This is a genomic window from Vibrio campbellii CAIM 519 = NBRC 15631 = ATCC 25920, from assembly GCF_002163755.1.
Classification (GTDB): Bacteria; Pseudomonadota; Gammaproteobacteria; order Enterobacterales; family Vibrionaceae; genus Vibrio; species Vibrio campbellii.
Window position 1 is genome coordinate 20121 of sequence record NZ_CP015863.1, and the last position, 18500, is coordinate 38620.

The window sequence follows — 18500 nt, forward strand, 5'->3', positions numbered from 1 at the left end:
GCACTCCATTTATCATTCCATTTTTTACTGCGTTAGCGACACAAAAACAGCACAAACAAAAAGAGCCGCCGAAGCAGCTCTTAAGTTGATTAGTTTTGTTAAAGCCTTACAGCTTCTCTAGTCGTGCGTAAGCAGTCACCAACCATTTGATGCCCTCACCATTAAAGGCAATCTGTACGCGGCTCTGTGGACCACTGCCTTCGAAGTTGATGATGGTGCCTTCACCAAACTTTGGATGCATCACACGAGAACCTAGCGTAAAGCCAGTTTCATTAAAGCTCTCTTTCACCGCCGTTTGGCTAAATCGACCGCTGCTTGCAGGACGGCTAACTTGCGCCTTCATGCGTACTTCGTCTAAACAAGTTTCTGGCAGTTCACGGATAAAGCGAGACGGTTTATGGTACTTATCCTGACCGTACAAACGGCGCATTTCAGCATAAGTGATGTACAGTTTCTGCATTGCACGGGTCATGCCTACGTAACACAGACGGCGTTCTTCTTCTAAACGCCCAGCTTCTTCTGCCGACATTTGGCTTGGGAACATGCCTTCTTCCACACCAACCATAAACACCAATGGGAACTCTAGACCTTTCGCACTGTGCAATGTCATAAGCTGAACCGCATCTTCAAACTCGTCCGCTTGTCCTTCGCCCGCTTCTAGTGCCGCGTGGGTTAGGAATGCCGTCAGCAGTGACATGTCTTCGGCTTCTTCTGGTTTCTCGAATTGGCGAGTTGCGGTCACCAATTCCTCCAAGTTCTCAATACGCGCCTTAGACTTTTCGCCCTTCTCTTGCTCGTACATCGCGAACAAGCCCGAGTATTTGATCACATGGTCAGTCTGGTGATGCAGCGGCATCTCGATGGTGTCGTCTTCTAGTGCCGTAACAAGCTCGATAAAACGACTTAATGCACCAGCAGCACGACCAGCAAGCACCTTCTCATCCAACATAGCCATACTCGCTTCCCACATGGTGCAACCACGGTCACGAGCCGCAAAACGGATGGTTTCAAGCGTCTTATCACCCAAACCACGTGTTGGCGTATTCACTACACGTTCAAATGCCGCATCATCATTACGGTTGGCAATCAGACGCATGTAGCTCAAGGCATCTTTGATTTCCTGACGTTCGAAGAATCGCATGCCGCCGTAGATACGGTAAGACAGACCAGCTTGGATTAATGCTTCTTCAAGTACACGCGACTGGGCGTTGTTACGATAAAGCATTGCAGCGTCATTCAGTGCACTGCCCTTGTCTTGCCACTCTTTGATTTTGTTTACCGCAAAACGTGCTTCGTCTAGTTCGTTGTAAGCGCTGTATACCGAGATAGGCTCACCGACAACGCCATCAGTCCAAAGCTCTTTACCCATACGCTCGGTGTTATTCGCGATCAGAGCGTTGGACGCTTCCAGAATGGTCTTGGTTGAACGGTAGTTTTGCTCAAGACGAATGGTATTCACGCTTGGGAATTCCAGCGTAAATTTCTCAATGTTCTCGACTTTTGCACCACGCCAACCGTAAATCGACTGATCGTCATCACCTACGATCATCACGTGACACTCAGGGCCCGCCATCATACGTAGCCAAGCGTATTGAATGTTGTTGGTATCTTGGAATTCGTCCACCAAGATATGCTTGAAGCGTGCTTGGTAGTGTTCACGGACGAACTTGTTATCACGCAGTAGCTCATGTGCGCGCAGCAAGATTTCCGCAAAATCGACTAAACCAGCACGATCACACGCTTCTTGGTAAGCGGTGTACAGCTGCAGATATGTCTTGGTCACTGGATCATGGTACGCATCAATGTGCGACGGGCGCAGACCTTCGTCTTTCTTACCGTTGATCCACCATGCCACTTGGCGTGCTGGCCACTGCTTCTCATCAAGGTTTTGCGCTTTGATCAAACGCTTTAGTAGACGCTGTTGGTCGTCACTGTCGATGATTTGGAAATCTTCCGGTAGCTTGGCATCAAGATAGTGCGCACGCAGAATACGGTGACAAATGCCGTGGAAAGTACCATTCCACATACCGCCTGCACTGCCCATCATTAGCTCTTCGATACGTCCACGCATCTCTGCCGCCGCCTTATTGGTAAAGGTTACCGACATGATTGAGAACGGAGAAGCCTGCTCTACCGACATCAACCAAGCGATACGGTGAACAAGAACGCGTGTCTTACCACTCCCTGCACCAGCAAGGACGAGCAAGTTTTCTAGAGGTGCTGCAACGGCTTCACGTTGTTTGTCGTTCAAACCGTCGAGTAATAGAGATGGATCCATCATGATGAGAGCTACTGGTTATTTATACATAAAAATAGATTATAACCTAAACAACCAGTTCAGATTAGACAAAATTTCATAAAAAAATCGTTGAATTTTCACTCTAAACATCAAGGGTTTATATAAATTCTACCTTTCAAATCTATTGATTTCTAAAATATTTATGAAAGTTTTTTAGTCCGTTTCCTATCTCTTAAATTAAGCAAGCTGATAACAAAACGCCAGAACAGGCGGTTCACCTTGCCAACTTAAAGTAAAGGACATCATTCAGAGGAATTTATTATGAAAAAGTCGAATCTAGCCGTTACTGCTGCTGTTACTGGTCTTCTAGCACTTGGCGGCACAATGCTAACCGCGGCTCCAGCGGTGGCTGCTGAGAAAGAAAAGTGCTACGGCGTTTCTAAAGCAGGTAAAAACGACTGTGCAACGAAAAGCAGCTCATGTGCCGGTACTTCTAAAGAAGATAACCAAAAAGACGCATTCGTAGTCGTACCAAAAGGTCTGTGTGACAAACTGACTGGCGGTAGCACTTCTTCTTCGTAATCTTTCATCGCTAATTGCTGCGAGGGTGCGTTGATGCTCAAGCAACGCACTCTTCTCTTCCCGACCGCTTTGAAAAAGGAGTTTCACGTGAAACACCACACCTTCCACGACCATGTTGGAGTTGGATTAAGAACCCCTCACCTCGATTACTTTAGCCAAAACAGACCCAAGTTGTCTTGGTTAGAAATCCACAGTGAAAACTATTTTCAACCCAACGCTGCAGAGCGCAATCAACTGCACGCGCTGCGCGAGCAGTATCAAATTAGCTGCCACGGCATTGGCCTGTCATTAGGTTCGGTGGAACGTGTGAATCAGAAGCACCTTGCTCAACTTAAAGCGCTGATTGACTCGATCAACCCGATTCTTGTTTCTGACCATTTAAGTTGGAGCGAGAACGGTGGTCATTACTTTAATGACCTACTTCCACTTCCGTATACGGAAGAAGCGCTCAAAGTATTCACGCGTAACGTGAATGAAGTACAGGATTATTTGCAACGCGAGATCTTGATAGAGAACCCATCTAGTTATGTGAGGTTTCAACATTCGACCATCAGCGAATGGGAGTTTCTTACCGAAGTGCAACAGCGCACTGGCTGTCGTTTGTTGCTCGATTTAAACAATGTTTATGTTGCGGCGTTTAACCACGGTTTTGATTGCGACACATACCTAGATGCAATTCCAGCCGACAAAGTAGATGAAATTCACTTGGCAGGTTTTACCATCAAACAACTCGACAAAGGTGAGATATGGATTGATACCCATAGCCGCCCAGTTAGTGATGAAGTTTGGCAGTTATTCGCGCAGTGGACAGAGAAACACGGTCCACGCCATACGTTGATTGAATGGGATTTGGATATCCCCGCGCCAGAAGTCTTGCTCGGAGAAGCGCAGAAAGCATCGCAACTGCTATTGCAAGGCACAATCCCAAGTGAACAAAGCGAATCAAGGAAGGCATCATGAATCTAGCCACCTTACAAAGCCAGTTTGCTAAAGCTCTACACTATCAAGCACTCGGTGAAGATTGCGATATTGCCAGTGATGAGTTTACCGCTGATGAACGCATGCAGATTTACCGCAATAACTTTATCGTCAGCTTAAGCGAGGTGTTATCCGCGACCTACCCGATGGTTGAAGCGCTGCTTGGTAAAGAATGCTTTGAACAGATGGCTCGCCAGCATGTTCTCACTTATCCATTAGAAGAAGGAAATGTGGCCCATTATGGCGAAGGTTTTCAAGACACCATCATGCAGTTTAGTCAGGTGATCGCACAAGCACCATACAGCCCTGAAGTCGCTCGCTTCGAGTGGCATATCGACCTTGCTCGTCAAGCGCAGTATGAACAATCCAATGCAGCAGAATTCAAACCGCTTGCGGCACTTGGCGAAGTGAGTGAAGAGCAACAGCCCGCTTTGATTTTGCACCTTAAAAAAGGCTGCCGCAGCTTTGACTCTAGCTACGCCGTATTTGATTTGTTTGGCGCGATTCAAACTGGGCAATTCGAACAACTTAATATCAACCAATTACAGCAAGGTGTCATCTCGATTCAAGCCAATGGAGAAGCCTTGTGTCACGCACTCGACGCCGATGCGTTCCAACTGCTGCAATGTTTCGAGCAGAAACAGAGTTTGAGCGAAATACCTGAAGTTTTACTCGCTCACCTCAATAGCATCATGGCACTCGATCTCGTTGACGGCTTTGCATTGAAATCAATCTAAGGAGCACTCTATGACGGATACGGCTAAAAACTTAGTGAATCGGTACGACGATTTAATCAGTACCCTACAAGCTGGCTTTGTCCCTTTACTACTTCTCTTTTGTCGCTTGTGGGTTGCATGGGTGTTCTTCAATTCAGGGCTAATCAAAATCTCGTCTTGGGATAGCACACTGTATTTATTTGAGCTGGAGTACCAAGTACCAATACTACCGTGGGAGTTGGCAGCTTACTTAGGTACGGCGGCGGAATTGGTTCTACCTGTGCTCTTAGCACTCGGATTGATTACCCGCCCGATGGCTGCGATTCTGTTTGTGTTCAACATCATCGCTGTAGTCTCTTACCCATTGCTGTGGGAGAAAGGTTTCTATGATCACCAACTTTGGGGATTGATGATTCTTGTTGTAATTGTATGGGGGCCAGGACCGTTATCCTTCGATCACATACTGAAGGAGAAAATCACTCACTAAAAAAATCCCCGCATGAAGCGGGGATTTTTTATTATTTGTTTAAGTAAGCCATTAGCTCTTCAGCTGAGATACCTTGCTGAGCAAGGTCTTTCGCCATCAACTCAACCTGCTCACCTTTGCGTGACTCAATCACTTGCTGAAATTGATACACAAGGTCACGTAAGACTGGTACAGGAACTTGTTTTGCCGCGCTACGAATACGCTCAGAGCTTTGGTTGCCTAATTCATTTAGCAACTTACCAAACATCACTTTTTCTGGTGATTCTTCCATTTGCTCTAGGATACGAGCCATTTCATACGTGGTTAACGACATTACTTTATGAGTTCCGTTATGGTGTCGAGAAAAGTTTGAACGACAAATATACACGCGTTAAGTGCATTGGAAAATACTAAATTGTCGAGTTTTATGCATTCGCCAATTTTGCATGCCAGCTCTTACCTGCTTTACTAAACAGAATCACCAACGCTGGAAGCAGTACCCACATATGAATCGCGATCAGGGTTTGTGGTTCAAGTGATAGGCGTTGCAGTGTACCTACCAATAAACCAGAGCCACTCATCTGGAAAAGACCAATTAGTGCTGCCGCGGTCCCCGCCTTATCACCAAATGGTTCTAGTGCTTTACCTGCAGCCGCACCAAGAATCCAAGCAAAGCCAACCGATGAGATAAAGATTGGCAACATGAAAGCCAACGCCGTATTGTGCTCTTTCATTACCATCATGATCACGCCAGCAATTGCTAACAAGCTGATACCAACCACAAGCGAGTTATGTGTGCCCCAGCGATCCATAAACTTAGGCGCTAGCATACATGCCGTAATATTAAATACCGCGTTAAGGCCAAACCAGAAAGTAAATTCGTTCATCGACAAACCCATACCTGTAATCAAGACGCCTGGAGCAGAAGTCACGTAAGCAAGAATCACGGCCATCGCCATCAAACACAGTGAAGCGTGGAAGATGAATGATGGTGTACTTAGTACAGACCAATAGCGGCTGAGCTTAAACACGGCTTGCTTTTCAGTTGCCGGGTTAGTTTCCTTCATGCCGAAGAACATCATCGAGCCAGCAATCACAGCGAAACCTGCCATAAAGCTGAAGTTTGCACGCCAATCAAATTGTTGGGTTAACCAGCTACCAAGAATTGGTGCTAGTGCCGGAATAAAGCAGATCGCACCGTTAAGGTAACTGATCATTTTGCCGCTTTTTTCCGGACCAAAGATATCGCGAACTGTTGCAAAGGCTGCCACAGATGTTGCACATGCACCTAAGCCTTGTAGCAAGCGAGCCGCCAACATCCACTCAATATTTTGAGCACTCCACGCCAATAAAGCGCTCAATGCGTAGATGGTGATGCCTCCCAATGCAACAGTTCGACGTCCGAGTTTATCTGCCAAGGGACCAGCAAATAGCTGACCAACACCCATAGCAAATAGGAACCAAGTGATGGTGTCTTGTGCCAATGCATTTTCTACCTGAAAAGTGGACGCAATAAGAGGCAAAGCGGGTAGATAGATATCAATCGCAAGTGGACTGAACAGAACTAACATGGTCAACAGCGCCATCTGTTTTTTGCTATTTGTAATATGGCTAGACACAAAACACTCCAAATTGAACAAGAACTTTTGAGCGAAGCTTAATCATCTGATGATATGAATGGAAATGATGTATACTCATGACCATTATTCCAATGGGGAAAATCACTGTGAACGTAGAGAAACTGGCACGCATCGACCTCAATTTGCTGGTCTGTTTTAAAGTGCTGATTGAAGAGTTGAATGTCACCCGAGCCGCCCATCGACTGTGCTTGAGTCAGTCTGCCGTGAGCAAATCCTTAGCGAAATTACGTACCCAGTTTGATGATCCCCTATTCACTCGAAATTCACACGGATTGACGCCAACACCGCGCGCATTGTTCCTTAAACCGAAACTGGATCTGTTGATAAACCAACTTGAGGTGCTGACTCAACCCGAAGAGTTCTCGCCGCAGAGCAGTGAGTACCGATTTCAAATCGCAGCGGTAGAGAGTGTCTACCCGCTCATTCTGCCTCACTTCTTGCCAGCGATTTTCCAACAAGCGCCAGGCGTGACAATCAGTACCCACTCTTGGTCGGAGCAAACCTTCAAGATGATTCAGCGTGGTGAAATCGATTTGGGCATGACAGGTCGAGACATCGACATCAACGATGCCAAGCTGACTATGCTGCCGCCAGATGACATTTGTGAGCAGGAAATCTATCGTGACCACCAAATGTGCATCGTTCGGAAAGACCACCCGGCTTTGCGTGGAAATTGGAATTTAGAAGCTTATCTAGCCCTGCGTCATGTTCAGGTACGTTGTGATGGCAACGACCGTTGGCTGCTCGACTATCGTTTAGCCGACATTGGTCGTGAGCGTGACATCGCAGTCACCGTCCCGGACTTTAACAGCGCTGCCAGTTTGTGTTCTTACACCGATTTTGTGTTTACCGCGCCAAGCCACTTTGTGAAGCTGGCAGCCAAACAACATGACATGGCATTGCTGCCGCTGCCACTCGAATTCCCGCCAATGGCTTACACTTTGTTCTGGCACCGAGACAGAGAAAATGACCCGGCTTTAACTTGGCTACGTACCATGATCACGCAAAAAACCGATCATCTTAGATAAAAATCCCGGACGCGATTTGCGCTCTTACGGTAAAATGAGTAGCTTAACAGTCGATAGTCCTTTTTGGCTCATCTATGGCCTGTTGTACTCCGACTCTATTGAAGTGATTGCGAACCTCAATGGAATCGTAAACTGCATGAAGCAGATGGAAACAGCTCCCACACCTGAGCATGAAGGAGCGGTAATTTGAAGGAATAACACAGATGCACAACGATACCCAAACCCGCGTGAATGCAATTCGCGAATGGCTAGCACAACATAATATTGATGCCCTACTTGTCCCTCATGAAGACGAGTACTTGGGCGAATACGTACCAGCGCACAACGAGCGTTTACATTGGCTAACTGGTTTTACCGGTTCTGCTGGTGCTGCGGTAATCACCAAAGACAAAGCCGCTATCTTTGTTGATGGTCGCTACACGGTACAAGTCACTAAGCAGGTTCCTGCTGATCTATTCGAATACCGTCACCTGATTGAAGAGCCTGCACTAGATTGGATTAAAGACCATCTTGCAAATAGCGCCTCTGTGGCAATCGACCCTCGCATGCACAACTCTGCTTGGCTAGACATGGCACAAGCAAAACTTGCAGGTGCACTTGAGCTTAAGATTCTCGACAGCAACCCAATTGATGAGCTGTGGCACGACCGCCCTGCTCCTGTGGTTTCTGATGTTCGCCTAATGGCAACAGAAGCAGTTGGCCAATCAAGTGAAAGCAAACGCCAAGAAATCGCAGAACTGGTGAAAAAAGCCGGCGCAGACAGCGCAGTGATAACAGCACTTGATTCTATCTGTTGGTTGCTCAACGTTCGTGGTCTAGATGTATCACGCCTACCAGTTCTGCTTTCTCACGCGATCCTGCACTCAGATTCAAGCGTAGAATACTTCCTAGATCCAGCTCGCCTACCTGCTGAGTTTGACGCTCACGTAGGTGCAGGCGTAACAGTTCATCACCCAGAAGCATTGCAAGCACGACTAGAAACTCTAACTGGCAAGAATGTACTGGTTGACCCTGCGACAAGTAACGCATGGTTTAAGCTGGTTCTACAAAATGCTGGCGCGTCAGTGGTGAGTAAGGCTGACCCATGCCTAATGCCAAAAGCGGCGAAAAACGCAGTTGAAATCGCAGGTATGAAAGCGTGTCATATCCGTGATGGCGTGGCGATGAGTAAGTTCCTATCTTGGTTAGATGCGGAAGTCGTTGCGGGTAACCTGCATGATGAAGCGACGTTGGCAGACAAACTGGAAGCGTTCCGTAGCGAAGACCCAACACTTATGGATCTTAGCTTCGATACTATTTCGGCAGCAGGTGGCAATGCAGCGATGTGTCACTACAACCACGAGAACCAACCTGAACCTGGCAAGCTAGAGCTGAACACACTTTACCTAGTGGATTCAGGCGGTCAGTACCTAGATGGCACAACAGACATCACGCGTACTATTGCGATCGGTCAGCCTTCACAAGAGATGATTAAACAATTCACTCTCGCGCTAAAAGGTCACATCGGTGTTGCTCGTGCACGCTTCCCGAAAGGCACACGTGGTTACCAAATCGATACGCTAGCTCGTCAGCACCTGTGGGCGGAAGGCTACGATTACGATCACGGTACTGGTCACGGGGTTGGTCACTTCCTAAGTGTTCATGAAGGTCCAGCGAGCATTTCGAAGAAGCAAATCGACGTGCCTCTAACAGAAGGTATGGTGTTGTCCAACGAGCCAGGTTATTACCGTGCAGATGCGTTTGGTATACGTATTGAAAACCTAGAGCTTGTTGTTGAAACACCAACTAACGGTGACTTCCCTGTTCTGTCATTTGAGTCGCTAACACGCTGTCCAATCGACAAGCGCAATATCAACGTAGATATGCTAACTCGCCCAGAACTTGCTTGGCTGAATGACTACCATCATAAAGTATGGGATGAGATCAGCCCGCTGATTGAAGGTGATGTGAAAGAGTGGCTTCGTCAAGCAACGCTACCAGTAGCACACAGCTAGAAGCTAGAAGCTAGAAGCTAGAAGCTAGAAGCTAGAAGCTAGAAAAAAGTAGAGGGTTGATGTTTTGCATCAACCCTCTTTTTTTGCCTATGTTTCACGTGAAACATAACGATGACCAGTGGCTTTCTTTGCTACTTAACCAGAATACGCTGAGTGCCAATCTCGCCATACAGGGTCAAATCCTTTGGCTCGAATCATATCTTCCACAGAACCCGCGCTTCGCTCATCGCTGATCTCAAACTGCTCGAGTTCAACATCATCCATCGCATAACCCCCCGGCTGAGTTTTCGATGCAGCAGACATACTGGTGATGCCTAACGGCAATGCATTGTCTCTGAACTTGGGTGATTCACGAGTCGATAATGACAACTCCACCTCTGGATTCAACAAGCGATAAGCGCAAATCAACTGAACAAGTTGCTTATCCGTCATGACTGATTTTGGCTGCTTTCCGTTTAAAGAACTGGCCCCCTCACAAGGACGCAAACGCGGAAATGAAATAGAGTAACGAGTCTGCCAATACGTGCGCTCAAGATAGTCTAAGTGCGCTGCCACATAAAAGCAGTCGGTACGCCACTCTTCCAATCCTATCAAAGCGCCAATACCGATCTTATCGATGCCCGCTTTTGCAAGACGATCGGGTGTATCCAATCGGTATTCGAAATCCATCTTATTGCCACGCAAATGGTGCTCGGCATAAGTCGAAGGATGATACGTTTCTTGATAGACCATCACCGCATCCAAACCCAATGTCTTAAGCTCGGCGTATTCGTCTTGATCTAGCGGCTGTACTTCCATCGCTAAATAGTTAAAGCGTTGCTTAATCATCGGCACCATTTCGCGAAAGTATTTCATGCCCACTTTGGTTTCGTGCTCGCCAGTCACCAGCAATACGCTATCAAACTTCATGCGTTTAATAGCTTCAACTTCTGCAGCCACTTCGTCCCTATTCAAGGTACGACGCTTGATTCTATTCTCCATTGAGAAGCCACAATAAGTACAAGCATTGGCGCACAAGTTAGAAAGGTACAATGGAATATAAAGCGACATGGTATTACCAAAACGCTTACGAGTTGCCGAGTATGACAGCTGCGCCATTTGCTCTAAGTATGCTTCAGCCGCTGGTGAAATTAGCGCTTTAAAGTCTTCTAAATCACGCTTGGGTTTATTCAATGCTCGCTCGACATCTTGTGCCGTTTTCGCATAGATCGACATCGAAATGTCATCCCAATTAAGCTGCTTAAATTGTTCAACGAAGCTCATTTTTTCCTCGCTTAATAGCTAAACCAATCTAGGACTAAAGCTCATTTAGGAATGACGTCAGTGGACTCGACGCAACCGCATGAGAAACCTTACCGGCAAGTCCGGCTTCATAAGCCATACGCCCCGACTCTACCGCCAACTTAAATGCCTTCGCCATCGCAACGGGATCGCTCGAAGCTGCAATCGCAGTATTGACGAGCACAGCATCCGCACCCATTTCCATCGCACGCGCGGCATGTGAAGGAGCGCCAATACCCGCATCCACAACCACAGGAACATTAGCTTGGTCGATAATAATCTCTAGGAAATCGTGAGAAACTATCCCTTTGTTGGAACCAATCGGTGCACCTAATGGCATGACCGCAGCACAGCCTACTTCTTCCAATCGTTTACACAGAACCGGGTCAGCATGACAGTAAGGAAGCACAATAAAGCCTTCACGAACCAGTTGCTCAGCGGCTGCAAGTGTCTCAATTGGATCTGGCATCAAGTACTTCGGGTCTGGATGAATTTCCAGTTTTAGCCAGTTAGTGCCCAACGCTTCTCGCGCCAGTCGTGCAGCAAACACAGCATCTTTAGCATTCTTTGCACCCGAGGTGTTCGGCAATAAGTTCACCCCCGCTTGTACTAACGGCAGCAAAATATCGTCTTGTTGGTCGTTCACATCCACACGCTTCAACGCCATGGTCGCAAGTTGAGAACCCGATACTTGAATCGTTTCTGCCATTAATCGGCTGTTGGCAAACTTCCCTGTTCCCGTGAACAGTCTTGATTCGAATTGTTTATCACCAATTTTAAGCATCGACGTTAACCCCCTGCGATCGCTTGAAACAAAGAGATGCTATCTCCCTGTGAAAGAACTGTGCTAGCCCACTCACTGCGCGGCACAACATTGTTATTAATTGCAAAAACACAGCCCATTTCAGGCAGCGCAAATTGACTAATGATTTGCTGTAGATTTGACTCACTGGCAACTTGATGTGACTGGTCATTGATGACAATAGTGATCACATCTAAGTCAGCAGCTGTTATTTGTGTTGTTTGTTGTTCTGATAACGTCATTGCTTCCAACTCTCTTAATTCTGCCCATTACTCGTAAACTAAATCTGAGCACACACTTGGCACTGTTTATCTTTACTTATCGCCATGGTTTGCCATTGCAGCTTCAATCCATCGAACAGGTGTAACTTGGCAGTCTCGACATGAAACTTTCCCGTCGCCAGTTTTTGAATTGCCGCTATCGCTTGGTAGTTGCCAAGTGTACCCACCACCGGACCAACGACACCGCTCTCACTGCACTTTTGCGTTTGCGGTAATTCGTCGAACGGATACAAACAGCGGTAACAGGCTTTACTCTGCGCTTCTTGTTCACTTGGTGTTTGGTAATCAAAGACAGCGAATTGGCCTTGCCAACCAATTGCCGCCGCCGAGATGAGCGGCGTATTTTGCTCGAAACAAACTTGGTTAATTAGCTGGCGCGTTGGCATGTTATCGGTGCAGTCGAGCACCAAATCCGCTAGCATCACCTCAAGCTGCAGCTGTGCTTTGTCTAATCGCTTATTAAGAGCGCGAATTTGAACCATAGAATTAAGGTCACTCAGTTGCTTTACAGTCGCTTTTGTTTTCGCAACTTGGAGGTCTTGTTCGCGATAAATGATCTGGCGTTGCAGGTTACTGCTATCAACTTCATCGTCATCGACCACAACCAATTTACCAACACCCGCGGATGCCAAGTACAAACTCGCTGCGCTCCCTAACCCACCACAACCGATGATCAGCACATGAGATTTGCTCAAACGTTCTTGCCCAATTTCGGTAATTTCAGGCAGAGCGACTTGGCGCTGATAGCGAAGAAACTGCTTATCCGTGAGCATGCTCGCCTCTCTTGTTATGCGCCAATTCACTATTCTGATCAGTAAACGTTAGCTGTCTTTCCTTCATCAGTTTTGCGAAGAACTCGATGACGGACTGAGGTGATTCTGCCAACGTAATAGCTCGCACAACTGCCAAACTAGAAACACCTGTTTGCCAAACTTGGGCTGCATTAGATTGGTCAATACCACCAATCGCAACCGTCGGAAAGCCAAGCACATAGTCACTACCTGCTTTGTCTTTTGCTGGACGGAAAGCAGCCTCTGTATTTGTATAAGGAATGCTATCAATCAGCTTTTGATACAGTGCCAAGCGCACTAAACCTTGTGGTTTCGATGGCATCTGTTTTGTGGTGGTTGGGAAAATATGCCCTAGCGCGATGTAGCTAGGATGAATTTGTACGATGCGCAGTAGTTCGTAATATCCATGAGTAGAAAGACCAAGACGAATACCGGCTTTAGTTAGCTGAGCCAAATTCGATTCTTCTATGTCTTCTTGTCCTAGGTGAACGCCATAAGCGCCATGCTTGATTGCCAACTGCCAATAGTCATTGATGAACACTTGTGCTTGATACTGACGACCTAGCTCAATTGCTCGAATGATCTGTCGTTCTAAATCGGCTTGTTGTGGGTTCTTGATTCGCAGTTGGATAGTGTTGATGCCTAGTGGCAATAGACGTTCAATCCAAGCAACATCATCAACGACTGGGTAGAGCCCAAGACTTTGCTTGGTTAGAGTTGGAAAGCTAACGCACTCCCCTTGTGCAGACCAACCAACTTGAATATCGAGTCGGTTATCCTCCAGTACAGGTGTGGGGAAATCATCAAATTGGTCAGCCCACTGAGTAGATCTTCCCTCGTCAAGGTTGTCATTCAACAGTGTTTCACGTGAAACATTCGCTTGTTGAGTTAGCATTCCTCGAGCAAGTGTTAACGCATCTTCGATAGGAAAGTCGAGGACTGTCAGCGTTACAATCCAAGCAAGGTGATGTTCGGGATCGAACATTGCGTTGAATTTGGACTTAACGGAAAGCGCTCTCACTTCGTTGTTAATGGGGTGACGCCAGATATCAAACTGAAGCACTTTCTCTTTTTCATCGGATACCTGCGTATCAGCAATGCCAATATAAATCGCTTTCGACGGTTGCTTAGCACACGCTTCTACCGATAAAGAAGAGCGGTAGTAGAGCACAAATGAACTCTCATGCTCGGAGTCATAACCATCAACAAGATCTGTCGTTATGCGTGTGGTCTGTTGGTTGCGAACAAGCTGAATAGATTGAGTTGGGCTCACACCCAACTCAACGTCTTCGATGCTAAAACCCTGTTCTTTCGCCAACAACAAACATTGTTGAACTAAACCAGTTAGTTCAATCAATGATGACGGAATAAGGATTTTGCTCATCAGTCACTTACCTCGGCATGTACTGCAGGGTGGTATAACTCAGAACCTGTGTCTCTAAATTCTTGCGATTTCTGACGCATCCCCTCAAGAGGATCATCTAGCATTTTGATTGAGATAGCTTGGTCCGCAGCAACTTGCTTAGTGTCTTTCGCATATTCTCGGACTTCTTGCGAAATCTTCATGGAGCAGAACTTTGGTCCGCACATCGAACAGAAGTGAGCAACTTTTCCAGACTCTTGAGGCAAGGTTTCATCATGGAAGGCACGAGCAGTATCGGGGTCGAGCGACAAGTTAAATTGGTCTTCCCAGCGGAACTCGAAGCGAGCCTTAGAAAGCGCGTTATCACGAACTTGTGCACCAGGGTGTCCTTTCGCCAAATCAGCGGCGTGCGCAGCAAGCTTGTAAGTGATCATACCTACCTTTACATCTTCTTTGTTTGGTAAGCCAAGATGCTCTTTAGGAGTTACGTAGCAAAGCATTGCACAGCCATACCAACCAATCATGGCAGCGCCGATGCCTGAAGTAATATGGTCGTAACCTGGAGCGACGTCTGTCGTCAATGGACCAAGGGTATAAAAAGGAGCCTCATGACAGTGCTCTAACTGCTCTTCCATGTTCTCTTTGATCATATGCATTGGAACATGACCAGGACCTTCGATAATCACCTGTACGTCGTATTCCCACGCAACCTTGGTCAATTCGCCAAGAGTACGAAGCTCTGCAAATTGCGCTTCGTCGTTAGCATCGGCAACCGAACCAGGACGAAGACCATCACCGAGAGAAAGTGCCACATCATACTTAGCACAGATTTCACAGATCTCTCGGAAGTGAGTATATAAGAAGCTTTCTTGGTGATGTGCTAAACACCATTTAGCGATGATAGAACCACCACGAGAGACGATGCCAGTAACGCGTTTTGCTGTCATCGGTACATAGCGCAGTAGTAAACCGGCATGGATGGTGAAGTAATCAACGCCCTGCTCTGCTTGCTCGATCAGAGTATCGCGCATCACCTCCCAGTTAAGGTTTTCCGCCACACCATTCACTTTCTCAAGCGCTTGATACATTGGTACGGTACCGATCGGAACTGGACTGTTACGTAGAATCCACTCGCGAGTTTCGTGAATATTACGTCCAGTAGAGAGATCCATAACGGTATCTCCACCCCAGCGCGTTGCCCATACTAACTTCTCTACTTCTTCTTCAATCGAAGAAGTGACCGATGAGTTACCGATGTTGGCGTTCACTTTGACCAAAAAGTTACGTCCAATGATCATTGGTTCGGATTCTGGGTGGTTGATATTAGAAGGGATAATCGCGCGACCTTCGGCGACTTCTTTACGCACAAACTCGGCGGTAATGTCTTTTGGAAGATTCGCTCCGAAGCTTTGACCCGGATGTTGTTGATTCAGCACTTCATCACGGTATTGAGCACGCCCCATATTTTCACGTAGAGCGATGTATTCCATTTCTGGGGTGATTATACCTTGGCGAGCATAGTGCAATTGAGTCACGCATTGCCCATCTTTGGCACGTCGAATACGTGGTAGATTTCCGTAACGAAGATCGTCTAGCGTTTCGTCTTCTAAGCGCTCTTTGGTGTACACCGAGCTTACTTCATCAAGTAGCTCAGTATCGGAGCGCTCTTCAATCCACCCTTCTCTCAGCTTAGGTAAGCCGTTGTAGAGGTCAATGGTGTGTTCTGGATCTGTGTATACACCCGAGGTATCGTAAACGCGTACTGGCTCATTAGGCTCGAAAATAGGCGCTTCTTTTGTGCCTCCAATAAGGCTATCAGCGAGTGATATTTCACGCATTGGCACACGAATATCAGGACGTGAACCCTCTACGTAGACTTTGCTTGAATTTGGGTACGGTTGTACCGAGAGTGTATCAATGAACTGTTTTGCTTCCAGTCTCGCTTGCTTGCGACTCGACATAGCATTTTTCCTTGCTTTGTTATGCTTAGATAAAAAGTATTGGGATAAAAATGCTTGGCGGATAGATGCGACAAGAGGAATCGAATTAAAGACAAGTCGAGCGAGTGCTCTTCGTCTATAACAACATTCGAATATTTGATAGGTCAACCAGATAGAACTCTGGTGTAGATATCTTCTCTTGTTCCCTTCGCAGATTCTAATCTGATCAGGTTCAACGGATCCCGAATTAACGGTCTCAGCCTTATGGCACTCCGACAAGTGAGATCAGTATATAAAAACGGCTTGGTTAAACCAAGCCGACCTGATGAAGATTTGAGTGTTTTTGCTAGCTACGCATCAATAATTGGAAACCAATCCACGCAGCCGAAATGCTTAACACGACATTCAGCAATACGTTCAATCCCATCTTAAAGAAAGCTCCCTGCTGCATAAGCAACACGTTATCCATTGAGAAAGTCGAGAACGTAGTTAATGCGCCCAAAAAGCCAAGCCCGATAATTTGACGCCATGGGTCAGTGACCATTAACTCAGTTTCAAACGCAGCAATTAGTAGACCCATAATAAATGAGCCAACAACGTTAACCGTTAATGTACCGTATGGAAAACCACGACCAAGTAGCATCACACAAAGTTCAGAAATTAAGTAACGAGAACATGCACCAAATGCCCCACCCAATGCAATAAAACCCAAAATGGATAGTTGCCCCATAATTCCCCCAGAAAAGTTAATGGCGACATTGTAATCAAATTTACGGCAATAGTGATTATACAATCTTAGAATTCAGCAAAGTATAGCGCTTAAAACTTATCAAGATTTAAAAAGTTACAGGAGTCACTTTACTTCAATATAACCCATCAACCCCGTCTTCATGTGTTCGATCACATGACAATGGTACATCCAACGCCCTGGGTTATCTGCAACAAATGCCGCTTTCGCACTGCCATTTTTTCCAAGTAAGACCGTATCGGTATGAAACGGCTCATCGAGTTTTTTGCCATCTAATTCAAGAACGGTAAATGTATGTCCATGAAGATGAATAGGATGATGATATTGGGTGACGTTCTTAAGGTTGAAGATATAGGTTTTTCCCACCTCCAATGTTGAAAGCGGCGCAGGAATATTATCTTTGCTCATTCCCTCCCAAGCTCGTTTATTCATTAGCCAAAACTTAGGTATCGCTTTGCCCGATTTATCGGCAGGAGTGACTGCCCCCTCCCATTCAAACACATAATCAATTTGCTCAGCATTTTCCAAATCAAGATCAGGCACAGGGTTAAGAGGCAATAAAGGCAGTTTCTGATTGGTCGGCAGGTCAGACTCAACAACTTCGAACTCACACAAAGGGAATGGGAAGCGCCCTTTCATTTGACGCACATAAACACGTTCTCCTGCCCTCGGAGCAATCAATCCGACATCTAACCTCATTCCCGGACCAATTTTGTGTTGAGTGAGCATATAAGGCGTTTTAACAGGATTCCCATCAATAGCAATAACCCAAGCCTCTGTGCCTTCTATAGCGATCGGGTAAGTAATGGTGTTATCGACATTAGCAATTCTTAAACGTGTGGTAGCATTCTGCTTCAACGCATAAACAGGCTCATGAACACCATTAACACTACTCCACTCTCCTGGCGTTCCCATGCGTGCACTCAAGCGCGGCACCATTAGATTCTTCCACTGACCTTGTTTGTCTAAATGCCAATGCTTGAGAACGACTTCATGCTCTTCATTAAACTGAACGGGCTCAGCCTCTTCAACGATAATTAGACCAACTAACCCCATACCAAGCTGCTTAACGCTATTCATGTGTGGGTGATACCAAAATGTGCCCGCATCTGGCGGTGTAAATTCATAAACAAATGTTTCACCCGGCATGATAGGCGGCTGGCTCAAGAAAGGGACACCATCCATTTCAATAGGGATTCGCAAGCCATGCCAGTGGATCGTAGTTGGCTCTGAAAGCTTGTTGGTAAATCGGATAATAACTTTCTCGCCTTGGCGACAACGAATCGTAGGAGCTGGAATCGATCCATTAAACGCGAGTACATCCGTATTAAATCCTGGTACCAATTCAGCAATAGAGGGCTCTGCAGTGATGTCGTATATATGCTGACCTTGTTTGTTAGTGCCCCTAGATAGAGAACATGCAGGCAGAACGGTAAGCGCAGAGATCGCTAAGGAAGATTGAAGAAAGCGTCGACGAGATATATCCATGTATTTAGTCACCCATTATTCCAATTGATGTGAGTGTAACTAAATATTAATAATGATTCTCAGTTATCTTTTAAAGATGTGCAGTCATAATGCTTAGATTCAGAGATTATAAATGAAGACCTATATTTAATGGTCACTAACAAGATAGTAAGCACCCACACAC

At 46.3% G+C, this 18500-nt stretch carries 17 protein-coding genes and 1 riboswitch; of the genes, 6 read left to right on the top strand and 11 right to left on the bottom strand.

The window, feature by feature from the left end:
- Nucleotides 1-106: 106 nt before the first annotated feature.
- A complete protein-coding gene (uvrD, locus tag A8140_RS00105; protein ID WP_033000658.1) occupies nucleotides 107-2281 on the bottom strand; it encodes a DNA helicase II in 2175 nt (724 codons plus the stop codon).
- Nucleotides 2282-2560: 279 nt separating this feature from the next.
- On the opposite strand from uvrD, the gene A8140_RS00110 reads away from it, so the two are divergent.
- The 4 genes from A8140_RS00110 (at nucleotide 2561) to A8140_RS00125 (ending at nucleotide 5002) form a co-directional block, all read left to right on the top strand.
- Nucleotides 2561-2821, top strand: a complete 261-nt coding sequence (locus tag A8140_RS00110) for a BufA1 family periplasmic bufferin-type metallophore (protein ID WP_005536405.1) — start codon at nucleotides 2561-2563, stop codon at nucleotides 2819-2821.
- Between the two features lie 87 nt (nucleotides 2822-2908).
- On the top strand, nucleotides 2909-3781 hold the full coding sequence (bufB, locus tag A8140_RS00115; protein ID WP_005536404.1) for an MNIO family bufferin maturase: 873 nt from the start codon (nucleotides 2909-2911) through the stop codon (nucleotides 3779-3781).
- Nucleotides 3778-4536 carry an HvfC/BufC N-terminal domain-containing protein gene (locus A8140_RS00120; protein ID WP_005536403.1) on the top strand — a complete coding sequence of 253 codons (759 nt, stop codon included), beginning with the start codon at nucleotides 3778-3780 and terminating at the stop codon, nucleotides 4534-4536. The genes bufB and A8140_RS00120 overlap by 4 nt, the downstream gene beginning before the upstream one ends.
- A gap of 10 nt (nucleotides 4537-4546) precedes the next feature.
- A complete protein-coding gene (locus tag A8140_RS00125; protein ID WP_038863561.1) occupies nucleotides 4547-5002 on the top strand; it encodes a DoxX family protein in 456 nt (151 codons plus the stop codon).
- A gap of 31 nt (nucleotides 5003-5033) precedes the next feature.
- Here the strand turns inward: A8140_RS00125 and tsrA are convergent, their stop codons facing one another.
- The gene (gene tsrA, locus A8140_RS00130) at nucleotides 5034-5315 is read right to left on the bottom strand and encodes an H-NS-like global regulator TsrA (RefSeq protein ID WP_005535853.1); all 282 of its coding nucleotides are present in this window, start codon (nucleotides 5313-5315) and stop codon (nucleotides 5034-5036) included.
- Between the two features lie 91 nt (nucleotides 5316-5406).
- Nucleotides 5407-6600, bottom strand: a complete 1194-nt coding sequence (locus tag A8140_RS00135) for a multidrug effflux MFS transporter (RefSeq protein ID WP_193789254.1) — start codon at nucleotides 6598-6600, stop codon at nucleotides 5407-5409.
- A gap of 107 nt (nucleotides 6601-6707) precedes the next feature.
- Between A8140_RS00135 and A8140_RS00140 the strand changes: the two genes are divergently transcribed.
- Both A8140_RS00140 and A8140_RS00145 read left to right on the top strand, forming a co-directional pair.
- The gene (locus tag A8140_RS00140; protein ID WP_005447244.1) at nucleotides 6708-7649 is read left to right on the top strand and encodes a LysR substrate-binding domain-containing protein; all 942 of its coding nucleotides are present in this window, start codon (nucleotides 6708-6710) and stop codon (nucleotides 7647-7649) included.
- Nucleotides 7650-7852: 203 nt separating this feature from the next.
- Nucleotides 7853-9643 (top strand): aminopeptidase P family protein, encoded by a 1791-nt coding sequence (locus tag A8140_RS00145; RefSeq protein WP_005535857.1) that lies wholly within the window; start codon nucleotides 7853-7855, stop codon nucleotides 9641-9643.
- A 135-nt stretch (nucleotides 9644-9778) separates the two neighbouring features.
- Here A8140_RS00145 and thiH read toward each other — a convergent pair whose 3' ends face one another.
- The 8 genes from thiH to A8140_RS00185 all read right to left on the bottom strand — a co-directional run bounded on the left by thiH (nucleotide 9779) and on the right by A8140_RS00185 (nucleotide 18337).
- Nucleotides 9779-10906 carry a 2-iminoacetate synthase ThiH gene (thiH, locus tag A8140_RS00150; protein WP_005535859.1) on the bottom strand — a complete coding sequence of 376 codons (1128 nt, stop codon included), beginning with the start codon at nucleotides 10904-10906 and terminating at the stop codon, nucleotides 9779-9781.
- A 34-nt stretch (nucleotides 10907-10940) separates the two neighbouring features.
- Entirely contained in the window at nucleotides 10941-11708 is a 768-nt protein-coding gene (locus A8140_RS00155) for a thiazole synthase (RefSeq protein ID WP_005535861.1), read from the bottom strand.
- Nucleotides 11709-11713: 5 nt separating this feature from the next.
- On the bottom strand, nucleotides 11714-11968 hold the full coding sequence (thiS, locus tag A8140_RS00160) for a sulfur carrier protein ThiS (protein WP_005535863.1): 255 nt from the start codon (nucleotides 11966-11968) through the stop codon (nucleotides 11714-11716).
- 38 nt (nucleotides 11969-12006) lie between these two features.
- Nucleotides 12007-12780, bottom strand: coding sequence for a HesA/MoeB/ThiF family protein (locus A8140_RS00165; protein WP_005535865.1), 774 nt, complete (start codon nucleotides 12778-12780; stop codon nucleotides 12007-12009).
- On the bottom strand, nucleotides 12767-14182 hold the full coding sequence (locus A8140_RS00170) for a thiamine phosphate synthase (RefSeq protein WP_005535868.1): 1416 nt from the start codon (nucleotides 14180-14182) through the stop codon (nucleotides 12767-12769). The genes A8140_RS00165 and A8140_RS00170 overlap by 14 nt, the downstream gene beginning before the upstream one ends.
- Nucleotides 14182-16122 (bottom strand): phosphomethylpyrimidine synthase ThiC, encoded by a 1941-nt coding sequence (thiC, locus tag A8140_RS00175; RefSeq protein ID WP_005535870.1) that lies wholly within the window; start codon nucleotides 16120-16122, stop codon nucleotides 14182-14184. Before thiC ends, A8140_RS00170 begins: the two co-directional genes overlap by 1 nt.
- Before the next feature lie 165 nt (nucleotides 16123-16287).
- Nucleotides 16288-16386, bottom strand: a riboswitch (TPP riboswitch).
- A 61-nt stretch (nucleotides 16387-16447) separates the two neighbouring features.
- Nucleotides 16448-16831 (bottom strand): fluoride efflux transporter CrcB, encoded by a 384-nt coding sequence (gene crcB, locus A8140_RS00180; RefSeq protein WP_005535872.1) that lies wholly within the window; start codon nucleotides 16829-16831, stop codon nucleotides 16448-16450.
- A gap of 123 nt (nucleotides 16832-16954) precedes the next feature.
- Nucleotides 16955-18337 carry a multicopper oxidase family protein gene (locus A8140_RS00185; RefSeq protein ID WP_005535874.1) on the bottom strand — a complete coding sequence of 461 codons (1383 nt, stop codon included), beginning with the start codon at nucleotides 18335-18337 and terminating at the stop codon, nucleotides 16955-16957.
- Nucleotides 18338-18500 lie beyond the last annotated feature (163 nt).

What these genes read in the sequence shown, in the direction of transcription:
- uvrD (WP_033000658.1), bottom strand. Translation starts at nt 2,281, where the DNA reads ATGATGGATCCATCTCTATTACTCGACGGTTTGAACGACAAACAACGT.
- A8140_RS00110 (WP_005536405.1), top strand. Translation starts at nt 2,561, where the DNA reads ATGAAAAAGTCGAATCTAGCCGTTACTGCTGCTGTTACTGGTCTTCTA.
- A8140_RS00120 (WP_005536403.1), top strand. Translation starts at nt 3,778, where the DNA reads ATGAATCTAGCCACCTTACAAAGCCAGTTTGCTAAAGCTCTACACTAT.
- A8140_RS00125 (WP_038863561.1), top strand. Translation starts at nt 4,547, where the DNA reads ATGACGGATACGGCTAAAAACTTAGTGAATCGGTACGACGATTTAATC.
- tsrA (WP_005535853.1), bottom strand. Translation starts at nt 5,315, where the DNA reads ATGTCGTTAACCACGTATGAAATGGCTCGTATCCTAGAGCAAATGGAA.
- A8140_RS00145 (WP_005535857.1), top strand. Translation starts at nt 7,853, where the DNA reads ATGCACAACGATACCCAAACCCGCGTGAATGCAATTCGCGAATGGCTA.
- thiH (WP_005535859.1), bottom strand. Translation starts at nt 10,906, where the DNA reads ATGAGCTTCGTTGAACAATTTAAGCAGCTTAATTGGGATGACATTTCG.
- A8140_RS00155 (WP_005535861.1), bottom strand. Translation starts at nt 11,708, where the DNA reads ATGCTTAAAATTGGTGATAAACAATTCGAATCAAGACTGTTCACGGGA.
- thiS (WP_005535863.1), bottom strand. Translation starts at nt 11,968, where the DNA reads ATGACGTTATCAGAACAACAAACAACACAAATAACAGCTGCTGACTTA.
- A8140_RS00165 (WP_005535865.1), bottom strand. Translation starts at nt 12,780, where the DNA reads ATGCTCACGGATAAGCAGTTTCTTCGCTATCAGCGCCAAGTCGCTCTG.
- A8140_RS00170 (WP_005535868.1), bottom strand. Translation starts at nt 14,182, where the DNA reads ATGAGCAAAATCCTTATTCCGTCATCATTGATTGAACTAACTGGTTTA.
- thiC (WP_005535870.1), bottom strand. Translation starts at nt 16,122, where the DNA reads ATGTCGAGTCGCAAGCAAGCGAGACTGGAAGCAAAACAGTTCATTGAT.
- crcB (WP_005535872.1), bottom strand. Translation starts at nt 16,831, where the DNA reads ATGGGGCAACTATCCATTTTGGGTTTTATTGCATTGGGTGGGGCATTT.
- A8140_RS00185 (WP_005535874.1), bottom strand. Translation starts at nt 18,337, where the DNA reads ATGGATATATCTCGTCGACGCTTTCTTCAATCTTCCTTAGCGATCTCT.